This is a genomic window from Pseudomonas sp. MNR3A (assembly GCF_009650575.1).
GTDB classification, from domain to species: Bacteria; Pseudomonadota; Gammaproteobacteria; order Pseudomonadales; family Pseudomonadaceae; genus Aquipseudomonas; species Aquipseudomonas machongensis.
The window spans coordinates 15,555-35,379 of the sequence record NZ_VZZS01000009.1; the positions used below are offsets into that span (position 1 = coordinate 15,555).

Consider the following 19,825-nt stretch of genomic DNA (forward strand, 5'->3'; position numbering starts at 1 on the left):
GAGACGTTGAATGCCTTACCTACCGAATGAACTGCTGTCCAAGCACTTCAGCGACCAGGGAATCGACCTGGGCAGGATTGACGAACAACTGCAACTGGTGGCACCGAACAGCCCCAACCTGCCCCTCTACCGCGACATGATGTTGACCGTACTGCGCATGGCCAGCGACGACGCCAACCGCTGGAACGCCAAGATCACCTTGCAGGCCCTGCGCGAACTGGATCACGCCTTCCGTACTCTCGAACGCTACAAGGGCCGACGCAAAGTCACGGTGTTCGGCTCGGCGCGCACACCCCAAGAACACCCGATGTATGCCCTGGCCCGGGAACTGGGCGCCACACTGGCACGCTCCGAGCTGATGGTCATCACCGGTGCCGGCGGCGGCATCATGGCCGCAGCCCACGAAGGCGCCGGTGCCGAGAACAGCCTGGGTTTCAATATCACCCTGCCTTTCGAGCAACATGCCAATGCCACGGTGGACGGCACCGACAAGCTGCTGCCCTTCCACTTCTTCTTTATCCGCAAGCTGTTCTTCGTCAAGGAAGCCGACGGACTGGTCCTTTGCCCGGGTGGCTTCGGCACCCTTGATGAAGCGCTGGAAGTGCTGACCCTGATCCAGACCGGTAAAAGCCCACTGGTACCGGTGGTACTGCTGGACTCGCCTGGCGGCAGCTTCTGGCAGGATGCCCTGAACTTCATCAGCCGTCAGTTGGAAGAGAACCGCTATATCCTGCCCAGCGACCTGAAGCTGGTACGCCTGGTGCACAGTGCCGACGAGGCCGTTGAAGAGATCAAACAGTTCTATAGCAACTACCACTCGAGCCGCTGGCTGAAGAACCAGTTCGTGATCCGCATGCTGCACCCCTTGAGCGAGGCTGCGTTATGCGATATCCAGGAGGGTTTTGCCGACCTGCGCCTGAGCGGCAAGTATCATCAACAGCCCGACAGTAGCGCAGAACATGAAGTCGGCGACTTCAACCACCTGACCCGCCTGACCTTCGCCTTCAGCGGCCGTGATCAGGGGCGCCTTCGTGAACTGGTGGACTTCATCAACCTGCCGGAAAACTGGGCAAAACCTCAGCCCATGCACACGACCCAGCATGCGCGAGAAGCGCTGAAAGTCAGTTGAACGAAAAAGGCCAGTACGGCTGACCAGGTAGATATCTGCCTGGTCAGCCGTACTGGCCGTCAATCATCGAGGTCGCGCCCGCTGAGCAGCCGGCCGATCATGTCCATGGAAAAACCACGGTAGGCGAGAAAGCGCGTTTGCTGCGCGCGACTGCGGGGATCCTGAGGACGTTGCCCGGCGAACTTGCGCTGCCAGACGTCCCGTAGGCGGGCCGACCAGTCCACACCGCTCTCGCGCAGTGCCTGATCGATATCGCTACGGTTCAGCCCTCGCTGACTCAGGTCCTCACGAATACGTGCGGGGCCATAGCCGGAGTTGGAGCGATAGGAAATGAAGCTTTCCAGGTAGCGCGCCTCGCTGAGCAGCCCTTCCTCCGCAAGCCGATCGAGCGCAGGCTCGATCAGCTCATCGGTGGCACCGCGCTGACGCAACTTGCGCGTCAGCTCGACACGACCGTGCTCGCGGCGCGCGAGCAGGTCCATGGCTGTCCGCCGAACGGCGACGGGGGTGTCGAGTACGACGGACGACATGCGCGATCAACCAGCGATATCAATAACCGGCTTCAGCATCAGCCATATCGTCGGCATCAGCTTCAGCGGCGGCGGCCTTGCCAGCAGCGGCGACAGCGCCGGAGGTCAGCAGCTTCTCACGAATCTGCTTCTCGATTTCCGAACCGATGGCCGGGTTCTCTTGCAAGTACTTGGCAGCGTTGGCCTTGCCTTGGCCGATCTTGTTGCCCTGATAGCTGTACCAGGCGCCGGATTTCTCGACCAGGCCTTGAGAGACGCCCAAGTCGATGATCTCGCCGTTACGGTAGATACCCTTGCCGTAGAGAATCTGGAACTCGGCCTGACGGAAAGGTGGCGAAACCTTGTTCTTGACGATCTTGACGCGGGTTTCGCTGCCCACCACTTCGTCGCCTTCCTTCACAGCGCCAGTACGACGGATGTCCAAACGGACCGAGGCGTAGAACTTCAGGGCGTTACCGCCGGTGGTGGTTTCCGGGCTACCGAACATCACGCCAATCTTCATACGGATCTGGTTGATGAAGATGACCAGGCAGTTGGCGTTCTTGATGTTACCGGTGATCTTGCGCAGCGCCTGGGACATCAGGCGGGCCTGCAGGCCGACGTGCATGTCACCCATTTCGCCTTCGATCTCAGCCTTGGGTACCAGGGCCGCCACGGAGTCGACGATGATCACGTCGACAGCGTTGGAACGCACCAGCATATCGGTGATTTCCAGGGCCTGTTCGCCGGTGTCTGGCTGCGAGACCAGCAGGTCATCGACGTTGACGCCGAGCTTGCCAGCGTACTCAGGGTCGAGAGCATGCTCGGCGTCGACGAAGGCGCAGGTGGCGCCGTTCTTCTGGGCCTCGGCGATGACCGACAGGGTCAGCGTGGTCTTGCCCGAGGATTCCGGGCCGTAGATCTCGACGATACGGCCCTTTGGCAGACCGCCGATGCCGAGGGCGATGTCCAGGCCCAGCGAGCCGGTGGAGATGGCCGGGATGGCCTGGCGTTCGTGATCGCCCATGCGCATGACTGCGCCCTTGCCGAATTGGCGTTCGATCTGACCCAGGGCCGCAGCCAAGGCGCGCTTCTTGTTGTCGTCCATTGAAATCCTCACGTGTTCGACTTGGCCCTGATGGCCGGAATACCTGTATAAGTAGCCAGTATTATTCCACAGGGATTCGTTTCCGCAAACCCCCGTCGAGCGATTTACTCGGCACCAAGCTGTAACAAGCCGTCTAACGCAGCGATCACCGTCTGTCGGCGCACCGCCTCGCGATCGCCCTCGAAGTGGCGACGCTCGCTGCTCACGTCGGCTCCATCGCCCCACGCCAGCCACACGGTGCCTACCGGTTTGGCCGGCGAGCCGCCATCCGGCCCGGCGACACCGCTGACCGCTACGGCAAACCGCGCGCCGCTGGCGGCCTGGGCACCACGGACCATGGCCTCGACAACCTCCTGGCTGACGGCGCCAACCTGGGTGAACAGTGCCTCGGGGACGCCAAGCTGGCGGGTCTTCTGGGCGTTGGAATAGGTGACGTAACCCGCCTCGAACCAGGCCGAACTGCCGGGAATACGGGTGATCGCTTCGGCGATGCCACCACCAGTGCAGGACTCGGCGGTGCTCACCTGCGCATTGAAGCGGCGCAGGTGTTCGCCCAGGCGGGTAGAAAGTACGGTGATCGGGTCCATGGCAGGCTCCTTGCGTGACTGCGCACTACCCTACCACCCTCATCCCCCCAGGCAAGGATTCACGGCGCCAGCGCGCGGATGTAGGCCTGACAGGCGCGCAGGGCGATCAGCCCCCGGTCGCCGTCGTCGGTGATGGCGATAATTCGTCGAGCATGCGCCGGGTCAAGTCGGGCGCGTACGGCGCCATGATCCACGCCGCTGGCGCCGGTGGCGGCAGGCATTGTGGAACAGGTGGCGTCGCGCTCGACCAGGACCGACAGGCGCAGATCGGCAGTAGCAAGGCGATCACGCAGCCGAGCCTGATTCTGTTGCGCATCGGTAAGCTCCTGGAAATGAATCGACTCGCTGTCGTGCAGCCGTCGCTCGAGCGCCTGGCGCTGCTCGCGCTCACTACGCAGCTGTTCGTTGAGCACCTCGGCCTGCTCCACCCGCTGGCGCGCCTGCAACTCGTCCGACTCGGCGAGCAGACGCTCGTAGCGCCAGGCCTGAACCTGCCAGGCCAACGCGGCGGACAACAGTACCGAGGCAACGTACGCAGCAAACTGCAGGCGGCTCAGCACAATACCTCCCGAGCCCTGGCCCAGAGCTTGAGGCGCTCATCCAGGCCATTGAGCCCACCATTGATATGTCGGGTGATGCGGTTGAACTCACCACGATCGGCCAGGGCATTGAGCCCGCGCGACTGCCAGAACCAGGCCGCCGACTCGCAGGCCCAGCGTGGCTGCTCGAGTAGCTGGGGTTGCGCCAGCAACCGCTCATCACCAAACAGCGCACGGCTGCAGGCCTGGTAGTTGTTGCGCCCGGTGACCTGGATCAGGCCGCGACCGCAATACAGCTGGCCATCACCGTCGGCCTCGGGCGTGTTGCCCAGGCGCAGGGCCAGTGGGCCGGTGTCGTAACGTGAAAGATAGCGATCGCTGCCCAGCTCCTTCACATAGCGTAACTGGTCGGACTCATGACCGACCTGGGCGAGAAAGGCGGCGATGCGCTTGGGATGGTCGATTTCCCAACGGGCCATGGCCTCGTTGAGAGGTGTGAGAAACGTGCCGACACGCTGGCCAGCCAGAGGGTAGATCTGAATGAGTTGCCGCTCGGTGAGCATGCAGCACCTCCTTGGCGCAAGAAAAAAGCCCAGGCAATGCCTGGGCTCGGGAACATCGACGCGTTGCTATCAGATGCCCAGCGACGCCATCTCCAACGGCGAGCGATAGGTCGCTGCGGCCTGGGCGATGCAGGCACGGGCCTGCAGGTTGGCGTCCTTGAGATTCTGGATCTCATCGGCGATCCGCTTGGCGCCCTTGACCAGCCACATCCGCGAATACACCGCGGCCGCGACGCCACCCACGACGATGACCAATGCCGAGAAGAAATCGGCCAATCGTTGCGAGCAGATGCTGATCTGCTCGACCGTGATGCGCACCACTTCCACCACCTCCTCGTTGTAGTCGAGGTTAGCGGCCACGCTGGCACCCCAGATGCTGGTGACCAGTGCCTTGCAGTCCTGAATTTCCTGTGCGGTAAGCGACATGATTACATTCTCCATTGCTATCAGTTTGATCGGCGGACGATTCCGCCAGGTGATCGCTCGCAGGCGATGGCTCGAAGCGCGTGGCTTTCACATGATTCAGCGTGCGGCACCGGCCGCACTTGATCTGGAGCTCGGAAGCGGGGGTGATGCGGGCCAGCAGCTTCCTGCACTGGCCGCAGCGAAACTCGACGAACATGGGCACGTCCTCTGCTGAGTGGGTAGACCGTCACGCCTTGAGTGAAGCGACCTTGCCCGGTGCGCTGCCCTTGTTCCCGGCCTTGCCCGCCTTGCCACCGTTGCACTGCACGGTGGTGCGCCAGCCAGAGCCGGTGAACACCTGCTCGACCGAGTCGATCAGGTACTGGCCGTCGAGCCCGTCGACAAAACCACTGACCTCTATGCTGCGCTCGACGAACAGGTCGGTGCGCCCAGGCATGTCCAGGCGCACGCTGGCAGTCTCGCGATTGAAGCTGGCCAGGCGTGCGCGGGCAGCCTGTTCGGCGGCGGCGCGATTGGGGTACAGGTGGCGGTCGGTATGAACAGGACGCTGGCTGCCCGAGCTTTCGGCGTTGCCCAGTTCGACCACCTTGAGTTCGCCGCTGGCACTGTCCTGGTGACGGGTGCGCACGGCCTTGCGAGTGGCCTTGTCGTCCAGGCGAAATTGCCACTGGCTGACGTCGCTGCGCCGCAGCGTCACCAGCCCCAGCGTCTTGCCGCTGGCGCTCTGCCCGCCTTGGCGCGGCAGCACCAGCAGCTGGCCGTTGGCGAGCTTGGCGGTGCAGTCGTACTGGCGGGCCAGACGGGTGATGAAGTTGAAGTCCGACTCGCTGTACTGGTCGATACGCGGCACGTTCAGGGCGACCGGGCAGATCGCCTGCCAACCGTTGCGCGCACCGATCTCGGCGATGATGCGTTGCAGCGGAACATTCTCCCAACTGCTGCTGCGGATGGTTCTGCCACTGCCGCACAGGTCGCTGGCCTTGCCGCGGATCACCAGGGTGTCCGGCGGCCCGGACAGCTCGACCTCATCGACGGTGAAGCGCCCCAGCAGCGTCAGCGGCTGCCCGGCGTAGCCGAGGTGCACCTCCAGCACCGCGCCGCGAGGCGGCAGGGCCAGGGCACCGTCGCGGGCATCGATGCGCAGCTCGAACGTATCCGACTCCATGCCGGGTTTGTCGGTGGTGCGCAGCAGTAGCAGGCGGTCGTTGATCAGGGCGGTGATGTCCTTGCCATCGGCCTTGATGCTGAAGACGGGTTGCATGACTCATGCCTCCGTTGTCGGTGTGGATACGGGCCTGCGCTCAGTCCCAGAGCTGCACGCTGCTGACCGTGGCAGTGGGCAGGTCCGGTAGCAGGATCATCACGCCGGCGCGCAGGGGCTGGTCTTCGTCGGCCAGCCCCTGATTGGCCTCCAGCACGGCTTCGACCGTGCGGTTGAGGTGGCCGTAATAGTGTTGACAGAGGGTGTCGAGCAGATCGCCGTCAGACGTTTTGCAGGTCTTCGCCATAGTGGGTGAACTCCAGTGAAAAACCCTGTTTGCGTGGAATGCCCCCGGCCAGCAGGTTGCTCTGGTCTTCGTCGATGCTGGTCAGGCACCAGTTGCCGAGCACCTCGCCGTACCCTGTGGTCAGGCTCAGGGGCAGCAACTGGCGACCGATGCTGCGCAGGGTCTGCAGTTGGTCCAGACCGCCCTTGAAGGAGGGAAAGATCGCACCACGGATGCTGATCGTCTCCTCGCCCTGGCCGACGGCCTGCTGCGCGCTGTCGCGGCTCAGGCGTTCCTGAGCGGCCCAGCGAAAGCGGGTCTGGCGACGCAACTGGTCGAACGCGGCGGTATCGAGGTTGAAGTAGTACGGTGTGGCATTGGCCTTCAGCGGTTGCAGCACCAGCAGGTGCGGGAATGGCTTGATCGCTTCGGCGGTCGGCGTTGTCAGCGGTGCGAAGCCGAAGGTGACGAGCACCCCGCTTGCCACCGCGCGGGCATCGCCCACCACCTTGCGGATCGCCGCGCCAGCCTTGCTCAGGTGTTCGGAGAACGCATCGACACGCTCCTGCACCTTGCGCACCTCGTCGACGCTCTTGTCGTAGCGGGCAATCACTTTGTTGACACGCCCTTGTGCCGAGTCGATGGCACGCAGGGTACGTTGCAGGCGCTGGCCGATGGCCGGACCGATCCAAGGCAATGCTTCGAGTTCAGCCGCGGCTTCCTTGACGTGGTCCACGGCCTGGTTCATCGGGTCGAGCATGGCGCCGGCACGCCGACGCCCCTCCTCGCCCGCCTTGACCAGTGCATGCAGTGCGGCCTGCAACTGCTCCAGGTAGGTCATGAATGTCCCTCCGGTTCAAAATTGTCGTAGAGGGTCTGCCAGACGCGCTTCATCAGCTCTTTGCCGTTCTTCCAATACCCGGCGCACAGCCAGTTCCAGGTCGGTGGCGAGTTGGTCGTGTGCAACAGCGGCGCCTTGCAGCGTGATGGGGATGTTGGTGGTGAAGTTGAAGGGCTGGCCTGCCCCGCCGGTAATGACCGGTTGGGCCGGGTCTTGCGGCGGAGCATCTGGCAGGACGCTGGCTTGCGGCGGCACCGACAACTGCGCGGCTGGTACCTGCACCTCTACTGCGGGCTTGTCCATTAGAGCTGAACGTCCAGACGCTGAGGCCTGCACCGCAACCTTCGGCAACCCCAGTACAGCAGCCGGCCTTGACGGCTTCTGAGGCGATCGAGGGAGCTCGACCTTTACGGCAGCGGGCGCAACGCTGGCGCCATGACTTTCGAATCTGGGAGAAGGCACGATACCGGGGACCAACGAAAGACCAGGAATCGCCGGAGGCCATGCACGAGGCTCAGCGATGGCGCCTGCAACCCGTTGCTTGGCCGCCGCACTTGGCGACCTCCCCTCATCCACAGGAGGCCTCAACAGATCCCTGACGAGAGCCTTGTCCATGCCGGCAGTGTCAGCAGTCGAACCCGGCTTCGGCATAGTCAACATCGAAGGCCGCCGTTGCGATGAACCGCTTGCGGCGGTTGCAAACTGCGCCATAAGTCCCGGCAGTCGAAGAGGAGACGGCGGTCCCGACGACCTGGCACGCTCCGGGTTCTGCTGCTGTGCAGTACCGCTTACCTTGGCCGACAACCCGCGCCGTACCGGCTGTGCTGTGGAGGCAGGCTCCGGGTACTGGGTGGCCAAATATTTGCCAACCGCCGACCCAACCTGATCGCCCACAAAGTTGCCAACCGACATCCCTATCGTGGTACCGATCGGACCAAGCAACGATCCGGCGGCACCCAGGGCGCCACCAAGGATCAGACCCCCTGCCGCGCCGCCATAACCGCTCCACTTTTCTTCACGGGTTTGCGCCGTGCCATAGGTATAGGCCGCCTTTGCACCCGCCTCGATGAACATTGAAGCAAGGGGTATTTTCAATGCCTTGAGGTTCTCTGCGACGCCCTTGGCGGTCCCAGCAACAGCACCTGGGTTGGTGTAACGCCGCTTGAGTACCTCCCAGCTGGCATAACCCCCGCCCACCACCGCAGCAGTCGTAAGCGCGTCCTTGACTGAGCCAGACAGCGTCGAATAAGGATCCGCGTCAGGTTTCGACTGAGTCGATACCGGCGTTGATGGCGGTTTGTCCTTGGCTGTCTCCGATGCAGGGTTCGTGACCCGCTCGCCAGCCCAGGCGCCCAGCTTGTCGCCGGCCATACCGAAGGCAACGCCGCCCACCTCCGAGACCATCGTGCCCCAGCGCGGCACCGCCGCTCCCAAGGCCTTGCCGCCTAAGGTGCCGACTGCCGACCCAACCGCACTGAGATAGCCCACTGCCTGCTCCTTCGCCGTGGTGGCGGTGGAAGCGGTGTGGAAGAGCTTCAACCCCAAATCCAACTTGGTTGCAGAGGCAGCCTCCTTGGCCGCAGCCCCTGCTCGAGTACGGGCAGTGGCTCGGCTCGGCGTGGGATCAGCAGAGGCTGACGAAACTGCTTCGCCCTCCCCCGACACCACCCCTTGGCGGGCTTCAGGTGCATCGGCGTTGATCCGGGGAGTTGAATCTGCGCGCGGCCGAGGCTGGGGGTACGCATGTACGATCTGAGCGGGCAACTCGAACGGGGGTGAGTTGGATGCGCGCCATCCCTGTTCAGCCAAGGGTAACGGCTGGTGCTCCAGTGCCGGAGTGAGTCCTTGCCAGTTCGACAGCTGTGGCACGACCGATGGATACGGGCCTGGTCGCCAGATATCCAGCGGTGATGAAAACGATTGCAGCGCCTTGCCGTAAGGCGCCCAATGATCGGTAAACCTGGCGCGATAGTCATCGAGCGCGCCAGGGAAAGCCGAGCCAGATGCGACGGCTTCCCCCAGGGCAATCCCTGATTTGTTCGCCATCCGTTAATCCTCTCAATCCGAAAGCCACCAGACCATGTCGCTGAACGACATGGTCATGATTTCGCTCGCGGAAAAGTTCAGCTCCTTGGCCAGCCGCCTTGCGGCGGCCTTCTGCCGGGTCGGGTCAAACCTCGTCGTCCTGCACCAGGCGAAAATACCCGGCCTGCAAGCGGCCGTAGTCCTTCAGGGTGAGGCCTTCGAGGTCCTTGATGCCGACTTCGGCCAGCGAGGCGAACAAGTTCAGCTCGCGCTGCTCGTCGTCGCTGGCGCCGCCGGCCTGGGCGTTGCGCATGTCACGCACCGTCGGGGCCCGCAACGTCAGGCTGTCGACCTGAACGCCATTGGCCTCGCTCGGACGCGACAAACGCACCGTGACGCGGTCGGCTGCAAGGTTCAGCCACTGGGGCTGGCGGTTTTCCTGAGCCATGAACACCTCCCTTACAGGCCCAGCGCAGTACGCTGCGCCGCCAGTTGGTCGACACCGTCGATCACCCGCTTCATGCCCAGGGCATCGATCTCGTAGACCAGGCGACCATCAACCTCCAGCTTGTAGTAGCTGAGCGCGACGCTGTGCTTGATCTCGGCCTTGTCACCGGATTTCCAGTCGCCCATGTCGATTTCCTTGAGCGAGCCGCGCAGGGTGACGACGACCGGATTGATCTGGCCCTTGAGGCCTTTGAAGGCGCCGCGGAACGTGCCGTTGAAGGCCGTGCCATCGGCCAGGCCGAAGAACTTCAGCGACTCGCGGCGCACGCCGGTGGTGGTGAAGGCCGCTTCCTGTTTCTCCATGCCCAGGTCCATCTCGACCGGCATGTCCATGCCACCGGGACGGTGTTCTTCCATTTTCAGGGTCAGTTTGGGCAGGGTCAGGCTGGGTACATCGCCCTGGAAGCTCACACCGTCGACGAACAGGTTCAGGTTGGCCAGGGTTTCGGGAATCATTGCCATGTAGATGCGCTCCTTAAGCGGCGGAATCGAGGACTTCGGTCAGCCACTGGTTGGTGACTTCGACGCGGAAATTGGGGTTTTCGGCAGGCGGTACGTCGGTGAAGCGGATGTTCCAGTACACCTTGCCCTGCTCCAGTTGGCTGGCGGTGTTCAGCTCCGGATCGGCGAAGACCTCGAAGTTGATGATCGCGCCCTGGTTCTTCAGGTCGCGCATGAAGGCCTGCAAGCCCTCGGTGACGTCCTTGACGTAGGTGGCGGTGATGGAGCGGTCGACGGCCCACTTGTGGCCGTAGAGGATCGCGTCCATGACGATGTCCATGGTCCGCACGCGGGTGACGAAGGCCCACTTCGGATCGCTGGACAGGGTGCGGTTGCCCCACAGTCGGAAGCCGTCATCGCGGATGATGGTGGCGATGTTGGCGTTGTTCAGCAGGTTGGCGCGGCAGCTGTCGTCGCCATCGAGGAACTCCACAGGGCGGCTGGTGCCGGTGATGCCGACGAACTCCTTGTTCGATGGCGAGGCCCAGAAACCGTACTCGCGGTCGGTGAAGGCGAACAGGCCGGCGACCCAGGCCGAACCTGGCGCATCGACGGTGGCCTCGGCGACGGTGTCGAAGTAGCGCACGCCCGGATCGACCAGGAAGGCGCGCTTGGCACCGAAGTTCTTGGCGTAGGCGAGCGCGGCTTCATCGGTGGTGCCAGGGCCGTCGATGATGGCGATGCCGCGCAGCTTGTCGGCCAGTGCCACCAGCGCGGTGCCTACCGCCTGGGTGGCGCTGTGCTTGGGCGCGACCAGCAGGCGCGGCTGGGCGTTGAAACGGCTCTTGCCGTCGAGCAGCGCCTGCAGGCCAGTGCGCTTGCCGTCGGCGAGCACGTTGCCGATGATCGCTGCGGTCTGCTCGGCCGCCTCTTCGAGCTTGGCCACGCCGCAAGCGACGATGACCGCCTTGGCGCGACTGTAGATGGCGCGGCAGGCCTTGGTGATCGCCGCATCGGCGCCGAAGGCAGCCACGGCTTCACGCTCGCTGGTGATGAGGACCAGGTCGTTGGCCTTGGCCGTGACGCCAGCACCTTCGGTGAAGGTGTCGACCAGGCCGATGATCGACGACGACGGCAGTGCGATGTTGCGGGCGCCGGTGTCTACGTTGGTTACGGTGACGCCGTGGAAGAATCCACTCATGTAGGGTTACTCCAGGTTTGCGGATTAAATGAAAAGGCCCCGCGGGTGCGGGGCCTTGGGGTATCTGGTTCGAGGTGGACATTCCCCGTGCAAGGGGAAGCTACGAATCCCGATGATTTTTGCGAATCAGCTTGCTGCGGATTCGGACTCGACGAACGAAGGTGTCAGCGGACGCAGGGAGTCATCGGGGAAGCCTTCAGACTCAGGCCACTCTCTCAACGCCTGCCGGTAGCGCAGAAGCTCAGCGAACTGAGAAGGCGTCAGTGTTGGGGCGAGGTTCAACTCCTGCTGCTCGACATGCCTGGCCACAAGCCATTGACTCGTTTGCAGTTGCAGGTTTCGCCATAGACGCTCGGCATTCGAAGACTGCTCAAGCGTGGGCGCGGGAGGGTCGACGAGAACGGGTAGGCCGTGCTGGTCATGGGCACGGAGCTTGTCTGGCGGAGGATTGCAAATTATCGCCCGAAACATGTCTTCGGAAATCGTTACGGCATCCATTGGGATGTCAGCGTGGATACCTTCCAAATAGGTAGTGCCTGTGGTTTTGCTGTAGTAGCGCTTCATGCAGTATTGCCTCAGTAACCAATAGCAAAATAGGGGCAGGCGGAAAGTGTGGGGTTGCCCCAGCCCACCGAACCCTTGGTGTAGGAGCCAATGTTCAGCACGTTCATTCCCGTGTTACTGAGCCCTCGGAACTGCCAGAAGGTACGCGTGCTACCACCAGGCTGGGTATTGTCATAGGCGCCTACCCAAAAACAGCGATTTGGAAAAGCCAACGGAAAGCTGACATCCGCGTTTTCGGTGGTGTTAACGCTTGAACCGTACTGGAGGATCAAACCTCCGAGCCATGTGGGCAGCATCAAGTAGCCGTTGGCGCCGAACTGCATGGAAAAGCCCCAGCGCATTTTCCGGGGGGACACTGCGGCGTTGTCTACAACGCCAGCATTGGCCTCGGCCTGCGATGCGACACGCAAGGTGCCGGAGGTGGTTTCACTTCCTTCTCTCGCTAGCGCAGCCAACGCGGCGACGTCGATCTGCCCTTGATTGATCGGCGCATTCCATGCCTTGATGCACCACATCACCGCAAGGTTACGAGGACGGGTTTCTGCTGCTGTCCTTGCCACTTTGGAGGCATCGAAGCGAGCCACATCACTGGCAGCGGCAGAGTTTGGATCACGGGTGATGGTATTTGCTGGCGACGACTCGGCGTAGGAGCCGGTAAATACGCCTGAGGTACCTCCCAGCACGCCAAGCCCGGTGCCTGTACCACCACGCAGGCCAAGCGATCCAACAAGGTTCTGCAAGGCATCGTCCTGATAGGAACCCATTCCCCTGCCAGCATCCACACCACGGCCATGGTCCCAGCCACGCAGAAACTCACCGCGGTAGTCCGGAAGGCGGAAGTAACCGGCCGGATCACCAACCTTGTTGTAGGCTGCGCCCAGATAGGCGGCAAGATCCGGATAACCGGCACTGCTTTGTAAACTTCCGTCCAGCTCCAGATACCCCGCAGGTGGCGTGGCTATCGGGAATGGCACGATGGCACCGACCGGCATCGCGGATCGCAACTTGGCCAACTCTTCAACAAGCGCCGCTACGTCAATCTGCCCTTGGTTGACCGGCGCATTCCAGGCCTTGATGCACCAAATGACAGCCAGATTTCGAGGTCGTGTTTCAGCTCCGCCAGTGCTGCCAGAAATCAAACCGGCAATCGATCCATTCAGCGAACCTGGGGTTGTTTCCTTGTAGGCTTTCGCCGTGGAGGAGGCGCTGCTGCCGTACCCTTTGCCGAATATTGTGGTTACAGGGCCGGTGGCGCCCGAAACGCCGCTGGCACCAGACCCGGCCCCGACGTTATCAATAAAGCCAACGTCTTTGTGCTCGTGAGACTTGAACGACTCGTCCTGGAAGCTGCCAAGGCCACGCCCGACATCTACCCCCCGCCCATGGTCCCAACCCCGCAAGAACTCACCCCGAGAATCCGGCAACCGGAAGAATCCGCTCTGCTCGTTCCCTTTGTTGAACGCACCGCCCAAATAAGCAGCAAGATCCGGATAGACCGCGGCGCTCTGGGTACTGCCATCGACTTCAAGGAAGCCTGCAGGCACCGTACCGCGTGGAAATGGCAGCATGGTGCCAACCGGCAATGCCGAAGCTGTCTTCAACAGTGCCTGGATCTCGGCCTTGGTGTAGGTGTTGGCAGACTGGAACGCGCTGAATGCGAGAATTTCCACCGACTCCCCGAGCGTGCAGGGCGCCATGAAGGTGATGCGCTGCCCGTCGGACAAGTAATCAGTGACCTCGCGTCCGTTGCGCAGGACGATGGTACTTCCAACGGTGTGTGCGACCTCGAATACCGTCTGCCCGACCGAGGCCTCGAAGGAGTATCGCTCGAACGCCTTGCCCGCGCCGACGCCACCGCCGAGCTGGAAGTACGTACCGTCATGGTTCAGGTCGTACAAGGCGCCAGCGCGAATATCGCCCCCTACCAGGTCGACCAGCCCACCTGTGCCGGCCTTCTTGACGGGCACGGCGGCGAGTCCGTTGACGCGCACAGTAACCGCTCCCGTGTTGGTCGCTGTGGCCTTGAACTGGAAGCGCTGACCTGCGGCATAAGCTGTCAGCACGGTCTCGCGGCTCTTCAGTTCGAGCACCAGGGCATCAGCGGTGCCCTTGGCGTCGCCCAGCCAGGCCAACGGGCCTGAATCCTTCGCAGCGTCGGCCCGACGCAGGTACTGGGGATGCGGGTCAGCGGCTTCCACATGGGCCTTGAGTTGATTGCGTGCATACAGCTCGGCGGCTTCGCGCGCCTTGTCCACATAGTCCCGGGTGGCCAGTACGATGCTCGGATCAATCTTCAGATTAACGTTGGCGACGTTACCGAACACCACGTGCATGCGAATGGTCTGGGTTCGTCCCGACCCCTGCGCCAGCAGGGGCTTGTAGCTCGGTGCAGGTTTGGCGATGGCGATCAGGTTGCCACTGGCATCCTCCAGCGCCAGCTCGCGAATCCACCAGCCGCCAATCTCGGGTGGCAACACCAGCTCTGCCACCAGCACACCCGGATCGGCAGGTGATGGATAGAGCGCATTGAGTTGCGCCCGATAGACTTGGCGTACCAGAGCGGTCTGGGTCGGCTTGGGTGTCGGATCGGGGGTTTGCGAGGGCTCACCGCCGGCATCGCCGATGAGCATGTGGGTGATGTTCCAGGGCAGACCCAGCGCAGCCGTGTTGGCCTGCTGGGCGATACCGATGTTGGTCAGGAACCCACCGAATTGAGTGGTCGAGTTAGCCATTTAGGTAGATGTCCAATAAGTCCAGGGTGTGGTCGTTCACCAGGTTGAAAGCGCCCAGACGCACTTCGATATCCGCAGCCTCCCAGGGATAAACCTCCAGCAGTTCGCCCTCGTTCAAGGCGACGGCCTGATAGGCGGGGATGAAGGTCTCCAGACTGATATCCAGTCCGATCAGGTGTCGACTGATCGGCTTTGCGTCCTCGATCAGCCGAGTCAGCTCCTGGTAGGTCTGTTCGTCGATGCCGCTGTCCTCTACGCCCACCTTCAGCGCAAAGGTCCCCGGCACCCCGGCAGGCTGGGCCTGCCACCACTCCTGCACCTCGATGAGGTAACCGAACGGCTCGACCACCCGCCTGAGGGCGCCGAGGGTGCCCTTGTGGGCATGGACGAAGAATGCCGAGCGGATCACCGAACGCTTGACGGTGTCGCTCCAGCTGTCGTCCCAGCGATCCACCGACCAGGCCCAGGCCAGCTGGTAGAGCAGGTGCGCGGGGCAGGTGTCGGGGTTGTAGAGCTGGCGCAGGGTGACCTTGAGGTCTTCGTCGCCAGCCGTTTCGATGGCCCGCTCCAGCGGGGTGCGGTTGAGCGGCAGAAGGCTTCGCATGTCAGCCTCCGCGCTTGAGGTCGAAGCCTGTGCACCAGGCAGCCTGGGCCTTGCTCGGGCGGATGTCGGTCCAGTCGATCAACTCGACCCGGCTGACGCCGTCGATGTGCAACTGGGCGTCGATGCCAGAGCGGGCGACCTCGACCCCCAGGCGACGCCGCGGGTTGATCCAGGCCTGCAGACGACGCCGACACTCGCTGAGGATGGCCTCGTACTCGGGGCCGTTGTCGGCCATGTGCAGCACGGCGTCGATCCGGTATGGCAGCACCTGGGCGCTGCGCACATTGACCCGGTCGGCAACCGGGCGGATGTCCTCGTCGTTGAGGTAGGCGTTGACTTCGTCGAGCAGCGCCTGGGGCGCGACACCGTCGTCATCGATGCTCAGTACCGTGACATCGACCACCGCCGGCGACGGGCTTTCGGCGGTCGCGTCGGCGACCCGTCCCGAGGCGTTGCGGGCGTGGAGGATGTAACTGTTGCGCGGGCCGGCGGTGGTCAGGCCTTCATAGACCAGTTGCACACGTTCGCGCAGGGCGTCGTCGGATTCAAGAATCGCCTCGGTGGGTGGAACGGTGGTGGGGTCGGCGGCCTGGATCACCAGGCGCTGCAACGAAACGTTGGCCGCCAGTTGGTCAAGGTCGCGGCCCTGGGCATAGGCGAGCAGCAAGGCCTTCGCAGCATCATTGATGCGTGCCCGGTTGAGCAGTTTTCGGTAGGCGCCGACCTCGAGCAGCTTGGTGACCGGATCGCTTTCCAGATGTGCCGTCCAGCCATCGCCCATATGTGCACGAAAGGTTTCAAGGTCAGCCTCGTACAGCGCCTCGAAATCAAGGTCCTCGAGCAGTTGCGGGGCGGGCAGTTTCGACAGGTCTACCTGGCTCATACGCTCACCTCCACCAGGGCGTCATCGCCCAGGTAACGACCGCTCAGGGCCAGGCTGACCTGGCCGTCGAGCACGGCCACGACCTTGACTCGCTCCAGTTGCAGGCGCGGCTCCCAGCGCCCAAGGGCGCGGGCGACCTCAGCCTGTACCGCGCTCTTCCAGCCTTCGTTGACCGGCAGGTCGACATAGCGGCGCAACCGGCTGCCGTAGTCCGGGCGCATTCGGCGACTGCCCAGAGGGGTGGTGAGAATGTCCTCGATGGACTGGCGCAGGTGAGCGATCCCGGCCAGTGGCAAGCCGGTGCGACGGTCCAGGCCGATCATGGCGCGCCTCCCGGAAAAGCCCGGGCGCGTTGATGGGTATCCATTGCGTTCTCCTGGCATGAAAAAGCCCGCGATGGCGGGCTGGGTTCAGTGTTTGTGGTTGGGCGTGTTGCCGGCGGTATCGATGATCCGCCCGCCGCCGTTGATGTCGCCGCTGACAGTCAGCGGGCCGTTGACCGTGACCTTGCCGGTCAGGGTGATGCTCGAGGCCTCAAGGGTGATCGCGCCGTCACTGACCACCAGGGTGCTGGCACCGACCTTGATGCGTGCGTTGCCGCTGGGCAGTTCGATGTCATAACGCCGGGCCTGCCAGTCGTAGGTCAGCGAACCGCCGTCATCGAAGCGCCAGACCTCGGCGTGCTCGCGATTGTCTGGCGGGAAGCCGGCATTGCCATACAGCCCGGCAAAAAAAGTACCTTGCGCCGGTTCACCGCTGGGGCTGAGCAACACGCCCTGCTCACCCAGGCTCGGCGCCCGCCAGTGCCGAGCCTTGCCCGCCGCCTGGGCATGCCAGCGCACCCAGGCGCTGGTCCAGCCGCCACCATCGGACACCCGGACCCGGGCAGCGGCCAAATCCACCGCCACCACGCGGCAGGGAATCACCAGGGTGGCGAGCATGCGGTCATGCGTGGCGCTGACGTAGCTCATGCCAGGTCCTCCGGGGCGATGTACAGGCTTTCATTGCCGGGCCCCGTTTCTGGACTGAAGCCCAGCCGGAGGCTGCCCGGCGGCTGGTCGGGCCAGTGCCATTGCAGTTCGCCCAGCAGCACCGGCTGGTCCCAGCGCACGCGCCAGCCAGCACCGGCGAAGAACGCCCGTACATTGCGGCTCGGCTCGACGAAGTCCAGCCCCCATAGCTGCTGGCGCAACAGGTCCATCAGTTGCGCGGCCAGCACACTGCCCTGCAGGCGTGCCTCGGGGTTGGCGGCATCGGGGGTGATGTCCGCCTCGAAGGTGGTGACCAGCACCGAGCGTCCATCCCTGGGCGCAGCATCGGCAGTCATGCGCACGATGCCATGGCGCAACGCAGGCAATGCCGGGGCATTTCCTACTTCCGTATAGGCATCGACCGATGCCAGCTCCGGAATCGCCTCTCGAATCGTTGCGGTCAAGGCCGCATGCAAGGTGGCCAGTTCGCTCATGTGACGCACTCCTATCGTTCGTCCTTCAAACCAAGGCGCCTGGCTGCCCAGCGTTCATAGAGGCCGATGGCGACATCGGCCCCCGCCATCGCGGTCAGGCACCCGAAGGCGCTGGCGCTCCAGATCGACATGCCGCTGGCATACAGCAGCATCACCGTCGACACCCCGCAGACCATGCAAGCCCCCGAGCGCAGCGCCAGCCGCCGCAGCAGCGACCAGCCTCGGGCACCGGCCTTGTCGGCCCGCCACATCTCGCCGGAAAGCCCTCCCAGCAATGCCAGGACGATCACCAGCCAGAGCGGCATCTCCAGCAACGCCTGTTGCTCGTTCGTCACTGTCCTGTCTCCTGTGTCATGGCCACCGGCGAGTGCCGGTGGATCCCTTGCCGTATAACGCGGCATTCCAAAAGGCCCGTCCGTGCAGGCCCTTCAGTAATGCGTTGTCGAACCGCCGGTCACATCTGGTGACACCGACCGTTCCGCTTCAAATTAGTGACTCCGACCGCGGCCACCTGCCCGCCGGATAACTGATCGTGGTGCTTTACGCTGCACACCCGGGCCAGTTGCCAACCCTCTGAACAGTCAAGGCCTGTTCATCGCTGCCTGTGTAACAACCGGTTGCTGTCCGGCTTGAGATACAGGCTATGCACTTATGCATATGCAGTCAATGCATTTTTGAAAATATTTATGCATGAGGAGTTGCTTAAATGCATGAAGGCCTTATCGGGTATGGCCTGTAGGGCTTTTCAGAGAGCCTAAAAATTTTGTAGGTCGGGTAGGGTTTGTGGTGACGGGGGATGAAAGGCGGGAGGCGGGGATATTTCGTATGCATGAAAAAACCCGCCGAAGCGGGTTTTTATCCAGCGGATTTGCGGGTCAGCGTGCGTACATGCCCCACCAGAAGACATGCCCGAGCAGGCTGATCTGCTCTTCCTGCATCTGCTGGAAACTGTAGTCTTCGTCGGGATGTTCATCGCGGTTGAAGCTGCGCAGGCGTATGCCGGTGGGCAGGCGATAGACCTGCTTCACCCGCAGCTGGCCATTGTGGTTGATAGCGTAGAGATCGCCATCGATGATATCGCCAATGGCACATTTGCCGGTGTTGACGCCGACCGTCGCACCATCGCGCAGCACTGGCAGCATGCTGTTGCCGCGCACCGTGACGCACTTGGCCTGGTCGAACTGCACACCATTGTGGCGCAGGCTGCGCTTGCCGAAACGCAGGCGCGCGCGCTCGCTTTCCTCGATGACGAATCTTCCTGATCCTGCTGCCAATTCGACCTCTCGAAGAAATGGAACGGACACCTCGTCATCCTCGACGGGGGTTTCGTCGTCCCACAGGCTGATGTCGCTCAGGTCCACATGACCATGCATGGGCTGCGCCTCGCGGGACTCACCCAGCTCTATGCGGCCACGCAACTGATCGGTGCTCACGCCGAAGTAATCGGCGATCCTGGAGACATGCTTGTCTGACGGATCGACAATTTTCTCGCTGAGAATCCGAGACAGGGTGGATTGCGGTACGCCCGTGCGCCGGTGCAGCTCCGTCGGGGACAGGCCGTGGCGATCGAGCAGTTCTCTGAGTACAGTGGCTACGTTGCGCTTTTGCATAAAATGCATATTGCTGCAGATCGATGGGAAATGCAAATGCATACAGCGCGCCCTGAACACGCGATCATTCTGGGATCCCCGTCACCGCATGCACCGCCCGCATCGCGCAAGGCGGACGCGCGCCCTGGGGTTCGATCTGCTCGCACTTGCGCAGCAACGGCAATGCGTCGCTGAACTTGATTGCAGCGACAGTCTCGGCATGCTGCTGAGACAGGAAACAGTGCTCGAAGCGATAGGCCGCATACACATCGGCCTGCACCGGCTCATTGTCATAGACTTCGCTCACGATCTCGCGCAGCAACTGGCGGGTCGGCTCGTCCAGCTTGGCCGGTATCCCCTGCAGCAACTGCTCCCGCGGTGTCCCGTCAGCCCGTGCCTGGACGACATGCCGCGAAGCCTCTATCGACGCCTGCATACCCTGCGGGAAAGGGCACTGTGCAGCCGCCATGACCGGTAACGGCAGGCTCAAGCCTGCGACCATCAGATAAAACGCCACCCTTGGCATGGAATTCCTCGCGCTGTATTCGGGCCTGTCCGGAAAATCGACAAATCATAGCGGTGCCCTGCCCTTTGTGTCCTGCAGCAGGCGAAAAAAGCCTGTACC

24 protein-coding genes and 1 pseudogene are annotated in these 19,825 nt (G+C 62.9%); 1 reads left to right on the forward strand and 24 read right to left on the reverse strand.

Annotation, left to right across the window (positions count from 1 at the left end; genetic code table 11):
* The first annotated feature begins 10 nt into the window (after positions 1 to 10).
* Positions 11 to 1,129 carry an LOG family protein gene (locus tag F6X62_RS07200; RefSeq protein WP_153773103.1) on the forward strand — a complete coding sequence of 373 codons (1,119 nt, stop codon included), beginning with the start codon at positions 11 to 13 and terminating at the stop codon, positions 1,127 to 1,129.
* Between the two features lie 59 nt (positions 1,130 to 1,188).
* Here the strand turns inward: F6X62_RS07200 and recX are convergent, their stop codons facing one another.
* The 24 genes and pseudogenes from recX to F6X62_RS07325 form a co-directional block, all read right to left on the reverse strand.
* Entirely contained in the window at positions 1,189 to 1,659 is a 471-nt protein-coding gene (gene recX / locus F6X62_RS07205; RefSeq protein WP_153773104.1) for a recombination regulator RecX, read from the reverse strand.
* 19 nt (positions 1,660 to 1,678) lie between these two features.
* Entirely contained in the window at positions 1,679 to 2,746 is a 1,068-nt protein-coding gene (recA, locus tag F6X62_RS07210; RefSeq protein WP_054891029.1) for a recombinase RecA, read from the reverse strand.
* A gap of 104 nt (positions 2,747 to 2,850) precedes the next feature.
* A complete protein-coding gene (locus F6X62_RS07215; RefSeq protein ID WP_153773105.1) occupies positions 2,851 to 3,333 on the reverse strand; it encodes a CinA family protein in 483 nt (160 codons plus the stop codon).
* Positions 3,334 to 3,392: 59 nt separating this feature from the next.
* Positions 3,393 to 3,893: a lysis system i-spanin subunit Rz gene (locus F6X62_RS07220; protein ID WP_371926250.1), complete on the reverse strand. Its 501-nt coding sequence runs from the start codon at positions 3,891 to 3,893 to the stop codon at positions 3,393 to 3,395.
* Positions 3,887 to 4,435: a glycoside hydrolase family 19 protein gene (locus F6X62_RS07225; protein WP_153773106.1), complete on the reverse strand. Its 549-nt coding sequence runs from the start codon at positions 4,433 to 4,435 to the stop codon at positions 3,887 to 3,889. The genes F6X62_RS07220 and F6X62_RS07225 overlap by 7 nt, the downstream gene beginning before the upstream one ends.
* Before the next feature lie 69 nt (positions 4,436 to 4,504).
* Positions 4,505 to 4,861, reverse strand: a complete 357-nt coding sequence (locus F6X62_RS07230) for a hypothetical protein (RefSeq protein WP_063545894.1) — start codon at positions 4,859 to 4,861, stop codon at positions 4,505 to 4,507.
* 52 nt (positions 4,862 to 4,913) lie between these two features.
* A pseudogene (locus F6X62_RS25370) lies at positions 4,914 to 5,057 on the reverse strand (Com family DNA-binding transcriptional regulator); the annotation flags it as partial.
* A gap of 30 nt (positions 5,058 to 5,087) precedes the next feature.
* Positions 5,088 to 6,122 carry a phage late control D family protein gene (locus tag F6X62_RS07240; protein ID WP_153773108.1) on the reverse strand — a complete coding sequence of 345 codons (1,035 nt, stop codon included), beginning with the start codon at positions 6,120 to 6,122 and terminating at the stop codon, positions 5,088 to 5,090.
* Between the two features lie 40 nt (positions 6,123 to 6,162).
* Positions 6,163 to 6,369, reverse strand: a complete 207-nt coding sequence (locus tag F6X62_RS07245) for a tail protein X (protein ID WP_063545897.1) — start codon at positions 6,367 to 6,369, stop codon at positions 6,163 to 6,165.
* Positions 6,344 to 7,189, reverse strand: coding sequence for a phage tail protein (locus F6X62_RS07250; protein WP_153773109.1), 846 nt, complete (start codon positions 7,187 to 7,189; stop codon positions 6,344 to 6,346). Before F6X62_RS07250 ends, F6X62_RS07245 begins: the two co-directional genes overlap by 26 nt.
* Before the next feature lie 15 nt (positions 7,190 to 7,204).
* Positions 7,205 to 9,235 carry a hypothetical protein gene (locus F6X62_RS07255; protein WP_153773110.1) on the reverse strand — a complete coding sequence of 677 codons (2,031 nt, stop codon included), beginning with the start codon at positions 9,233 to 9,235 and terminating at the stop codon, positions 7,205 to 7,207.
* 124 nt (positions 9,236 to 9,359) lie between these two features.
* Complete coding sequence (locus tag F6X62_RS07260) at positions 9,360 to 9,662, reverse strand: phage tail assembly protein (protein ID WP_054891038.1); 303 nt, start codon at positions 9,660 to 9,662, stop codon at positions 9,360 to 9,362.
* A gap of 11 nt (positions 9,663 to 9,673) precedes the next feature.
* Positions 9,674 to 10,183 (reverse strand): phage major tail tube protein, encoded by a 510-nt coding sequence (locus tag F6X62_RS07265; RefSeq protein WP_151925092.1) that lies wholly within the window; start codon positions 10,181 to 10,183, stop codon positions 9,674 to 9,676.
* 13 nt (positions 10,184 to 10,196) lie between these two features.
* Positions 10,197 to 11,363, reverse strand: coding sequence for a phage tail sheath family protein (locus tag F6X62_RS07270; protein ID WP_063545901.1), 1,167 nt, complete (start codon positions 11,361 to 11,363; stop codon positions 10,197 to 10,199).
* Positions 11,364 to 11,489: 126 nt separating this feature from the next.
* Complete coding sequence (locus F6X62_RS07275; RefSeq protein WP_153773111.1) at positions 11,490 to 11,927, reverse strand: phage tail assembly chaperone; 438 nt, start codon at positions 11,925 to 11,927, stop codon at positions 11,490 to 11,492.
* Positions 11,928 to 11,938: 11 nt separating this feature from the next.
* Positions 11,939 to 14,659 carry a phage tail protein gene (locus F6X62_RS25270; protein ID WP_256673983.1) on the reverse strand — a complete coding sequence of 907 codons (2,721 nt, stop codon included), beginning with the start codon at positions 14,657 to 14,659 and terminating at the stop codon, positions 11,939 to 11,941.
* Positions 14,652 to 15,263 carry a phage tail protein I gene (locus F6X62_RS07290; protein ID WP_153773112.1) on the reverse strand — a complete coding sequence of 204 codons (612 nt, stop codon included), beginning with the start codon at positions 15,261 to 15,263 and terminating at the stop codon, positions 14,652 to 14,654. The genes F6X62_RS25270 and F6X62_RS07290 overlap by 8 nt, the downstream gene beginning before the upstream one ends.
* 1 nt (position 15,264) lies before the next feature.
* Positions 15,265 to 16,146, reverse strand: a complete 882-nt coding sequence (locus F6X62_RS07295; protein WP_153773113.1) for a baseplate J/gp47 family protein — start codon at positions 16,144 to 16,146, stop codon at positions 15,265 to 15,267.
* The gene (locus tag F6X62_RS07300) at positions 16,143 to 16,469 is read right to left on the reverse strand and encodes a GPW/gp25 family protein (RefSeq protein WP_153773114.1); all 327 of its coding nucleotides are present in this window, start codon (positions 16,467 to 16,469) and stop codon (positions 16,143 to 16,145) included. Before F6X62_RS07300 ends, F6X62_RS07295 begins: the two co-directional genes overlap by 4 nt.
* Before the next feature lie 87 nt (positions 16,470 to 16,556).
* Positions 16,557 to 17,117 carry a phage baseplate assembly protein V gene (locus F6X62_RS07305; RefSeq protein WP_112899014.1) on the reverse strand — a complete coding sequence of 187 codons (561 nt, stop codon included), beginning with the start codon at positions 17,115 to 17,117 and terminating at the stop codon, positions 16,557 to 16,559.
* Positions 17,114 to 17,611, reverse strand: coding sequence for a hypothetical protein (locus F6X62_RS07310; RefSeq protein ID WP_153773115.1), 498 nt, complete (start codon positions 17,609 to 17,611; stop codon positions 17,114 to 17,116). The genes F6X62_RS07305 and F6X62_RS07310 overlap by 4 nt, the downstream gene beginning before the upstream one ends.
* A gap of 11 nt (positions 17,612 to 17,622) precedes the next feature.
* Positions 17,623 to 17,946, reverse strand: coding sequence for a phage holin family protein (locus tag F6X62_RS07315; protein WP_054891048.1), 324 nt, complete (start codon positions 17,944 to 17,946; stop codon positions 17,623 to 17,625).
* Between the two features lie 540 nt (positions 17,947 to 18,486).
* Entirely contained in the window at positions 18,487 to 19,221 is a 735-nt protein-coding gene (locus tag F6X62_RS07320; RefSeq protein ID WP_054891094.1) for an XRE family transcriptional regulator, read from the reverse strand.
* Positions 19,222 to 19,285: 64 nt separating this feature from the next.
* Complete coding sequence (locus F6X62_RS07325; RefSeq protein WP_153773116.1) at positions 19,286 to 19,726, reverse strand: hypothetical protein; 441 nt, start codon at positions 19,724 to 19,726, stop codon at positions 19,286 to 19,288.
* Positions 19,727 to 19,825 lie beyond the last annotated feature (99 nt).

Coding starts and splice junctions, on each gene's coding strand:
- F6X62_RS07255 (WP_153773110.1), bottom strand. CDS start 9,235: ATGGCGAACAAATCAGGGATTGCCCTGGGGGAAGCCGTCGCATCTGGC.
- F6X62_RS07270 (WP_063545901.1), bottom strand. CDS start 11,363: ATGAGTGGATTCTTCCACGGCGTCACCGTAACCAACGTAGACACCGGC.
- F6X62_RS07230 (WP_063545894.1), bottom strand. CDS start 4,861: ATGTCGCTTACCGCACAGGAAATTCAGGACTGCAAGGCACTGGTCACC.
- F6X62_RS07215 (WP_153773105.1), bottom strand. CDS start 3,333: ATGGACCCGATCACCGTACTTTCTACCCGCCTGGGCGAACACCTGCGC.
- F6X62_RS07240 (WP_153773108.1), bottom strand. CDS start 6,122: ATGCAACCCGTCTTCAGCATCAAGGCCGATGGCAAGGACATCACCGCC.
- F6X62_RS07295 (WP_153773113.1), bottom strand. CDS start 16,146: ATGAGCCAGGTAGACCTGTCGAAACTGCCCGCCCCGCAACTGCTCGAG.
- F6X62_RS07290 (WP_153773112.1), bottom strand. CDS start 15,263: ATGCGAAGCCTTCTGCCGCTCAACCGCACCCCGCTGGAGCGGGCCATC.
- F6X62_RS07305 (WP_112899014.1), bottom strand. CDS start 17,117: ATGAGCTACGTCAGCGCCACGCATGACCGCATGCTCGCCACCCTGGTG.
- F6X62_RS07200 (WP_153773103.1), top strand. CDS start 11: ATGCCTTACCTACCGAATGAACTGCTGTCCAAGCACTTCAGCGACCAG.
- F6X62_RS07260 (WP_054891038.1), bottom strand. CDS start 9,662: ATGGCTCAGGAAAACCGCCAGCCCCAGTGGCTGAACCTTGCAGCCGAC.
- F6X62_RS07225 (WP_153773106.1), bottom strand. CDS start 4,435: ATGCTCACCGAGCGGCAACTCATTCAGATCTACCCTCTGGCTGGCCAG.
- F6X62_RS07265 (WP_151925092.1), bottom strand. CDS start 10,183: ATGGCAATGATTCCCGAAACCCTGGCCAACCTGAACCTGTTCGTCGAC.
- F6X62_RS25270 (WP_256673983.1), bottom strand. CDS start 14,659: ATGGCTAACTCGACCACTCAATTCGGTGGGTTCCTGACCAACATCGGT.
- recA (WP_054891029.1), bottom strand. CDS start 2,746: ATGGACGACAACAAGAAGCGCGCCTTGGCTGCGGCCCTGGGTCAGATC.
- F6X62_RS07300 (WP_153773114.1), bottom strand. CDS start 16,469: ATGATCGGCCTGGACCGTCGCACCGGCTTGCCACTGGCCGGGATCGCT.
- F6X62_RS07245 (WP_063545897.1), bottom strand. CDS start 6,369: ATGGCGAAGACCTGCAAAACGTCTGACGGCGATCTGCTCGACACCCTC.
- F6X62_RS07310 (WP_153773115.1), bottom strand. CDS start 17,611: ATGAGCGAACTGGCCACCTTGCATGCGGCCTTGACCGCAACGATTCGA.
- F6X62_RS07275 (WP_153773111.1), bottom strand. CDS start 11,927: ATGAAGCGCTACTACAGCAAAACCACAGGCACTACCTATTTGGAAGGT.
- F6X62_RS07325 (WP_153773116.1), bottom strand. CDS start 19,726: ATGCCAAGGGTGGCGTTTTATCTGATGGTCGCAGGCTTGAGCCTGCCG.
- recX (WP_153773104.1), bottom strand. CDS start 1,659: ATGTCGTCCGTCGTACTCGACACCCCCGTCGCCGTTCGGCGGACAGCC.
- F6X62_RS07320 (WP_054891094.1), bottom strand. CDS start 19,221: ATGCAAAAGCGCAACGTAGCCACTGTACTCAGAGAACTGCTCGATCGC.
- F6X62_RS07250 (WP_153773109.1), bottom strand. CDS start 7,189: ATGACCTACCTGGAGCAGTTGCAGGCCGCACTGCATGCACTGGTCAAG.